This window comes from Thermostichus sp. MS-CIW-26 (genome assembly GCF_054059115.1).
On sequence record NZ_JBSSBV010000076.1, the window covers coordinates 1 to 7036 of the forward strand.

General features: G+C 56.2%; 9 protein-coding genes and 1 pseudogene. 6 read left to right on the top strand and 4 right to left on the bottom strand.

The genetic code is table 11. The features are described 5' to 3' along the window. Positions 1–99 precede the first annotated feature (99 nt). A complete protein-coding gene (locus tag ACVWZU_RS14115) occupies positions 100–723 on the bottom strand; it encodes a TMEM165/GDT1 family protein (protein ID WP_011433699.1) in 624 nt (207 codons plus the stop codon). 391 nt (positions 724–1114) lie between these two features. On the opposite strand from ACVWZU_RS14115, the gene ACVWZU_RS14120 reads away from it, so the two are divergent. The 3 genes from ACVWZU_RS14120 (at position 1115) to ACVWZU_RS14130 (ending at position 2188) form a co-directional block, all read left to right on the top strand. After that, positions 1115–1237, top strand: coding sequence for a hypothetical protein (locus ACVWZU_RS14120; protein ID WP_011429573.1), 123 nt, complete (start codon positions 1115–1117; stop codon positions 1235–1237). Positions 1238–1260: 23 nt separating this feature from the next. Then, positions 1261–1662, top strand: coding sequence for a YraN family protein (locus ACVWZU_RS14125; RefSeq protein WP_011433700.1), 402 nt, complete (start codon positions 1261–1263; stop codon positions 1660–1662). A gap of 298 nt (positions 1663–1960) precedes the next feature. Then, positions 1961–2188 (top strand): hypothetical protein, encoded by a 228-nt coding sequence (locus tag ACVWZU_RS14130; RefSeq protein WP_414352028.1) that lies wholly within the window; start codon positions 1961–1963, stop codon positions 2186–2188. Here the strand turns inward: ACVWZU_RS14130 and ACVWZU_RS14135 are convergent. From ACVWZU_RS14135 to ACVWZU_RS14145, 3 genes are all read right to left on the bottom strand, one after another. Next, the gene (locus ACVWZU_RS14135; protein ID WP_011429576.1) at positions 2185–2727 is read right to left on the bottom strand and encodes an NYN domain-containing protein; all 543 of its coding nucleotides are present in this window, start codon (positions 2725–2727) and stop codon (positions 2185–2187) included. The genes ACVWZU_RS14130 and ACVWZU_RS14135 overlap by 4 nt on opposite strands. Positions 2728–2861: 134 nt before the next feature. After that, positions 2862–3572: a class I SAM-dependent methyltransferase gene (locus tag ACVWZU_RS14140; RefSeq protein ID WP_457445533.1), complete on the bottom strand. Its 711-nt coding sequence runs from the start codon at positions 3570–3572 to the stop codon at positions 2862–2864. A 49-nt stretch (positions 3573–3621) separates the two neighbouring features. Further along, entirely contained in the window at positions 3622–4569 is a 948-nt protein-coding gene (locus ACVWZU_RS14145) for a sugar phosphate nucleotidyltransferase (RefSeq protein ID WP_457445537.1), read from the bottom strand. A 446-nt stretch (positions 4570–5015) separates the two neighbouring features. Between ACVWZU_RS14145 and ACVWZU_RS14150 the strand changes: the two genes are divergently transcribed. The 3 genes and pseudogenes from ACVWZU_RS14150 to ACVWZU_RS14160 form a co-directional block, all read left to right on the top strand. Beyond that, positions 5016–5879: an ABC transporter substrate-binding protein gene (locus tag ACVWZU_RS14150; protein ID WP_457445535.1), complete on the top strand. Its 864-nt coding sequence runs from the start codon at positions 5016–5018 to the stop codon at positions 5877–5879. Further along, positions 5876–6697, top strand: coding sequence for an amino acid ABC transporter permease (locus ACVWZU_RS14155; RefSeq protein ID WP_414383569.1), 822 nt, complete (start codon positions 5876–5878; stop codon positions 6695–6697). The genes ACVWZU_RS14150 and ACVWZU_RS14155 overlap by 4 nt, the downstream gene beginning before the upstream one ends. A 94-nt stretch (positions 6698–6791) precedes the next feature. Next, a pseudogene (locus ACVWZU_RS14160) lies at positions 6792–6945 on the top strand (RNA-guided endonuclease InsQ/TnpB family protein); the annotation flags it as partial. Between the last annotated feature and the right edge of the window lie 91 nt (positions 6946–7036).

A 7036-nucleotide genomic window follows, 5' to 3' on the forward strand; every position in this document is an offset into this window, starting at 1 on the left:
ACTTGGCTCATAAGTCCATTGTACTTCATCAAAGCGCATTCCTCCCGGCACTGACCCTACGGGTACAGTGCGGGGCTCCTGCGATTTCTAGCTGATCCCTCATCCTGCCAACTCCCAACCGGTCAGCAACGCAAACACCAGAAATAAGCCGCCCCCCACCCAATGCACGGCGCGTTCAGAGATGTGAGCTGCTAAAAAACGACCTCCCACCACCGCCAGCCCCACCATCAGACCATGACCCAGGGTTGCCCCCGCCCAGACACTGAATCCCGGATGGGTGGCGGCTAGGGAAACGGTAGCAATCTGGGTTTTATCCCCGAACTCGGCTAGGGCGATCAAACTAAAGGCTTCCCAGACGATGGCCCTAACCCCCCCGCGGCCAACTCCTTTTGCTTCTGCCTGCATCACTTGTCTGAGGGCTTCCTCTTCTTCTGGTAATGCCTGTTGAGGTGGCATTCTGCACGCTTGCCAGAGCATTCTCAAGCCAAAAACGGCGAAAACCCCAGCCGATAGCACCCGCACGCCCAAGGGTGGCAGTAGCTTAAAAAGCACTTGCCCGGTTCCTACCGCTAGCAGGTTCATCATCGCTAAAGCCAGCCATGTCCCCAGAAAAACCCAGCGGCGTGGGTGGCGCATCGCCAAAATCAAGGGGGTAAAAAAGGTTTTGTCCCCAAATTCCGCTACCGTCACCAGCAGCAAACTCGATAAAAAACCGGCCCACATTTTCTAGCCTCCAACCTCTCTTGTGTGTGGAATCGGTTCACACCTAGAGGTGAAGGCTGGGAAAGTCAGACGGACTCACCAAGCTCACCTCTGCGTGAACTCAGCGAAAGTCTCGTCACCAAAGCAGCCTGCCGGGCTTGCTTTGTCTCTTGCACCGGGCTGTTTTTAGCCAGTATGTCGATGCAGAGGGCGGTAAGCCGCCTGACTACTCCCTTTCCGTCTGAATGGTAGCATGCTGAGCTCCCAGTGGGAGTAGTTCATTTCCGATGGGATCCCCCAAGACTTGCTGTGCCTTGGCCGATATCAGTGCCGCGCATCGCTTACCAGAGGATTGTGAAGGAGCGGCAGGCTATTATGATCACGGTTGAGGAGAAAATCAGGGGAAAACCACGTGGATGCAAAGTTAGTCTTGGTGGGGGTTGCTCTTGTCCTCTCTCTGGCAAGTTTCTACTTCGGCACCCGCAACGGCTTTTACGACACCGACAAGTATCACGGCAATGGATCTGCTCATTAGAGCCGGGCGCTGGTGATTTTTTTATGGATCCCTTGCCCAGAAGGGCTTCCCTCCAGAATACAGGCAACGTCGGCGAGGGCTGGGTGCGGCAATATCTCTGTCAGCAGGGCTGGCAGATCCTGGCCCAGCGGTGGCGCTGCCCTTGGGGCGAGCTGGATCTAGTTGCCCACAAAGCTGATGTGCTGATTTTCGTAGAGGTGAAAACCCGTAGCCCCGGTAGCTGGGATCGAGGCGGGCTTTTGGCGGTTGGGATCCCTAAGCAGCGACGCTTGATCCGGGCTGCCCAGGCCTTCTTGAGCCAGCATCCCCACCTCTCCGAGTTGTCCTGCCGTTTTGATGTTGCGCTGATAGAACGTCGGGCCTCCAGGGAAGGGGTAAGCTATGCTTTGGTTGACTACCTGCCAGCAGCTTTTGAGATTTGTTGAGGCAAGCTTATCCGAGATGCTGTGGGAGCTTATGGCCGTTTCAGGTTAGGTGAGATGCCTGGGCTGCTGAGACAAGCCCTCTAGCCCCGCGCATTATTGCTCCGCAACGCTATTGCTCCACAACCCTGACGCAGTGTCCTAGAGTGTCCTAGTTTGAATCAAAATAACTATAAGCTGGGCCAGCCTCTCCGACTCATCTGAATACGAAGAACAGATGGAGCTTTCTGGGGTCATTCATCATCCTCACTAAGATCCGGCCTGGGGATCCCTTCATTGGCTCATGATTTTGGGAAACAGCATGAAAGCGCATGAGTTCTGGGCTCGTACCGACAGCCAAGGTCAACTGATCTTGCCCATGAAGGCGCAGGAACAATTGCCCAAAAATCGAGTTGTGCGGGTGCTGGTGTTGGTGGATGAGCGGGAGCTGGCTCCGGCGGATCCTTCACAGGAGCAGTTGCCCACTGCCTCGCCAGATGAAGAGCATCTTTGGTATGGAGCTCCCACCGTTCCCTACGATGGCATTTAGCGCATGGGATCTTGGCCGGACAGCCGCCAGCGGTTTAGGCGCGAGAGGGTATCTGCATCCAAGTAGGCATCAATGCCCCGCTTGCTCGATAGCCGTTTTGGTTGGACGCGCCGGATCTGCTGCTGGGCCTGCTGCACTTCATCCCACAGTTGTTCTGCCGAGACCCATTCGGCGTTGTAGCCGCCAATCACCAATTGCTGGACACGATCGGAGGTAGCCACCCGTACCCGACACCCATCCCTCTGCAACTGAGCACACAGCCGTTCAATACAACTGTCGGCGGTCTCGCCATAGGAGGTATACAGGATCTCGATACCCGAAGGGGAGCGCTCTTGCCGGGCTGGAGTGGGTTGGGCGTAGGCATCGTACACCACGGTCGCCTGGTAGCCCCGGAAGGCCACATAGTTGGCCAAAGATTCCACCAAGCGCAGACGGGCCAATTCCATCAGGGAGCGACGCGCTAACTGGCTCAGGGTGGGCCAAGCTCCGATGATGTTGTAGCCATCAACCAAGAGGAAGGTGGGAGAGGAGGCTTGCATGGATGGCGGTGGATCCCTTGTCCGGGATCACACTTCTTAATCTTAATCTTTATCTTATTTTTAATCTTAGTACCCAGCCTTAAAGGTTACCCCACTACTCCGAATGCTCCGATACTTTCCCGGTTGTGAGCAGATCACGGTCTGCGCTGAATCCAATAGGTGGTGAACAGTTCGCCACTGGCCTGTTTCTGAATTTTGCCCCCCAAGGCTGCGATGCGCCGCTCCCACTCCGTTAGGGGGGTGAAAATCGGTTCGGTGCCTTTGAATAGCTCGATGAGGCCCCATTGTTCCGCCCACACCGAGTCGGGATTGACCACTTCAATAATCACAGGTGCAGCCGGTCGCAACACTCGCATCAACTCTGCCCAAACCGCGTCGAAGTACTCAATCGGGTAGTAGTACAAAAATCCGGTGGCAATGGCCAGATCAAATTGCTCCGACTCGTAGTTTTCCAAATGGTGGGCGGATCCCTGTTGCATTGACTTGAACAGCTTGGAGTTAAGCTGGGGTGCCCGCGAGCGAATAAAGCGCACAATCTCACCGCTCAGCTCATGGCCGTAAAAGTAGGCTTGCCAATCGTTCCAGGGATAGGTCAGGAAGCTTACCCCACAGCCCAAATCCAAACAGGCTTCCCGTTTTTTGGGGGCACGCAGTTGCCAAAAGGGGATCCCGAGGCGCTCTTGCAGGTGATCCCGCTGCTGGGCTTGCCAAAAAGGCAGTTGCTCCAGGTCTGGGGGAAGTTGCCAACCTGGCCGACCCAGTTGAATTTCCAGCTCCCGATTGAAGCGAGCAGCTACGGCAGCAAGGTAGGGATCCCAGCTTTCCCCGGTTTGTGGTAGCTCCATCTGTTGATGGCTTTGTCGTGGATGGTTGTGGACTTAACTTGCACTTAACCTACACTACCAGGACTCTCGGCCCGTAGGCTCCCGGCTGCAGGGATCCATTTACCCAGCTGTGGCTGCCGAGGATGGTGCCTGCCGGAATCTGAGCTTGGGATCCCAAACGGGTGTGGGCGCCGATGTAGCAGGGGGCGTGCAGTTGAGCGCTGGGATGGATCTCAGCCGTTTTGTGCACCCATATCCCCGGCGCCTGTTGCTGCACATTTTCCAGGGGAAAATCCGTCATTCGACCCAGGAGAATGTCCAGTTGGCCGTGGTAGTAGCTGGCCGGCGTGCCCAGATCCCGCCAGTAGCCTGCGTGGAGATAAGCTTGCAGCCGGTGCCCTTGCCTGAGCAGATCGGGGAAGACACGCCGCTCAAAGCTGAGGGGATCCCCACTGGGGTAGTCTTTAAAAATGGCCGGATCCAAGACATAGGTGCCGGCGTTGATCGTGTCGGTGGTGAGGGTGAGGGCTTCTGCAGGGGTGGGTTTTTCCCGAAAAGATTGGATCTGGCCCCCTTCCCCAACTTCCACCAGGCCATAGGCGGTGATATCGTCCACGCGGGCGAGGGTGAGGGTGGCCATGGCCTTGCTCTGCACATGACATTCCATCAACGCCTGCAAATCCAGATCCGTGAGGATGTCGGCATTGAAAACCACCAAGGGATCCCCGGTGAAATAGGGCTGAGCCAGCACCAAGGCTCCCGCCGTATCCAAAGGCGTCTCTTCAGGAATGTAGCGGAGCTTCACCCCCAAAGCAGAGCCATCTCCCAGAGCAGCCTCAATTTGTTGGCCCAGATAACCCACGCTGAGCAAAATATCTGTCAGGCCGGCTCGGCGGCAGCGCCCGATCAGCCATTCCAAAAAGGGCACATCCAAAAGGGGCAACAAAGGCTTAGGCTGCAAAAAGGTAAAAGGCCGTAAGCGAGTTCCTTTTCCACCCGCCAAGATTACCGCCTGTATATTCCCTCTCAACCCTACCCTCCTTCAAGATATTGACATCCTCTCCGCCCAATTGCTAGGGGGGATCCCTTGGGTCGAGCCAAATGTTTCTTGCTACACATTCGGCTAACCAGACCGAGCACTATTTTGACTTCATGAGCATTGTCAATGTCAATTTTCCGCTGCTCACAGACGGGCACGGCTGACCCATCACAAATCTTGGTCGTGAGTCTCAGCGGAGACATTCTATCGGGATTCTTGCCATCGGGATTCTTGGGCTCAATCCTGAGATGGTTGGAGAAGGTTTGCTTTTTTTAGAGCCTTTTTGGAGAATTGCAACCTGCCCGCCTCTGCCTGGAATGGCCGCCCAAAGCGTCAGTGTCAGGTGATACTGCCTTGCGGCGAGAATTGTGACAGCCTTTGGATTCCAGTAGGTTTGCGCTTCACCTTCATCTGAGGTTTTGCCGATGTCTGTTTCTCGACGCCGATCCCTACAAGCCCTTTGCTTGACCCTAGCCGGATGCTGGGCTCTAGGCACACACCAGGGATCCCTGCTGGCCCAAGGTAGCGATTTGTTGGCTCAAGTTCAAGAGCGGGGGGTGCTCCGGGTTTCCACCGACTCCAATTACCGGCCTCAGAGCTACCTCAATCCCGACGGCAGTTGGGAAGGATTTGACGTGGATGTGGCGCGCGAGATCGCCAAGCGCTTGGGGGTAAAGGCTGAGTTTTTGGATATCAACTTTGATGTCATCACCGCCGGATCTTGGAATGGCCGCTGGGATGTCAATGTCGGCTCCATGACCGTAACTGCCGAACGCCAGAAAGCTCTGCTGTTTACCATTCCCTACTACTACACCCCCGCCAGCTTCGTGGTCCACCAAGCCTTGACCCTGACCGATATCGCCGCTTTGGAAGGAAAGCGAGTTGGGGTGGGCACCGCCACCACCTATCAAGCCTACCTGGAGGGCAACCTCACCCTGGAAGGAGAGACCATCCAAGTTCCAGCCCCGCGGGTGGACATTCGCATCTACGACACCGATAGCCTGGCTCTGCAGGATTTGGCACTGGGGGATGGCACCCGCCTGGATGCAGTCTTGACAGCTTTGCCGACGGCTGAAAACGCCATTCGGGAAGGACTGCCCCTGAAAACTCTGGGGAATCCAGTCTACTACGAAGCCTTGGCTGTGGCCTTGGATCGCTCCAGCCCTGCCCCTTCCGAGAGCTTGCAAGCCAAAATTAACGAAATCTTAGAATCCATGCACGCCGACGGCACGCTAACAGCCCTCTCGAAGCGGTATTACGGCATTGATCTGACGAAAAAAGCTGAGTGAGCAAAGACTCTATCCCACTGGAGCAGCCCATTTACCCACCGCCTCGGGTTCGAAAAGGGATCCCGTTCCCGGTGGCCCAGGGGTTGTGGTTGGTTTTGTGGCTGCTGTTGTTGGTGTTCACCTTCAGCGGGGTACAGTTGGAGTTGGCCGGGATCCCCATCCGTACCTTGCGTCTCAACGGCAACTTTGTGCGCGAGTGGTGGTGGTTCATCTCGCAAGGGGTGGGCACTACTTTTCAACTGTCCTTGGTCTCCATCCTCTGTGCCACCACCTTGGCCTTTTTGTCGGCACTGGCGGGCCTCTCCCAGATTGCCCCTCTGAGCAGCCTCTCCGCTCTCTATGTCTCGTTGATGCGGGGCACACCTCTATTTCTGCAGTTTTTGTTTATCTACCAGGCTTTGCCGCAACTGGGTCTGGTGTTCGGCTCGTTTACTTCGGCGGTGCTGGCCTTGAGCCTGAACTATGGCGCCTACATGAGCGAGATCTTCCGGGCCGGGATCCAAGCCATTCCCATTGGGCAGCGGGAAGCTGCCTATGCCCTGGGGCTTAAGCCCTGGCAAACCCTATGGTGCATTGTTCTGCCGCAAGCTTTTCGAATTGTCTTACCGGACATTGGCAACCAATTCATCGCCATGCAGAAAGACACTGCCCTGGCCAGTGCCATTGCTTTGCAGGAGTTGATGGGCCGGGCTCGACAGGCAGGTTTGCCGCGCCAGCACTTCTTCGAGGCTTTGGTGGTGGCAGCGCTGTGGTACTGGCTGCTGACGTTGATCTTGTCATTTTTCCAGGGACGCTTGGAACGGTACCTGGCCCGCTAGAGGGGCCTGACTCTAATCCGGCCATTACTTTGGTGTCTGCTTGCATACGTTTGTGGTTGCCCACAAAGACCGGCTGTGCCGTTCGCGATAGCAGGGGGCTCCAAAAACAGCCAGAAAGCTGGGGGACATCATCCTGCACTGACCTGCCGCAGTGGGTGAAAGAGGATCCCTGCCACCTCAAGCGGAACGCCATTCAAGAGGCAGGGCTGGCCTTTCGAGAGAGCAAAGACCCGAAGTTTCGCAGCGTCAGCTAGAAATCGCAGGAGCCCCGCACTGTACCCGTAGGGTCAGTGTCGGGAGGAATGCGGAAGTTATGATAGAACCATGACCCAAGTCCTG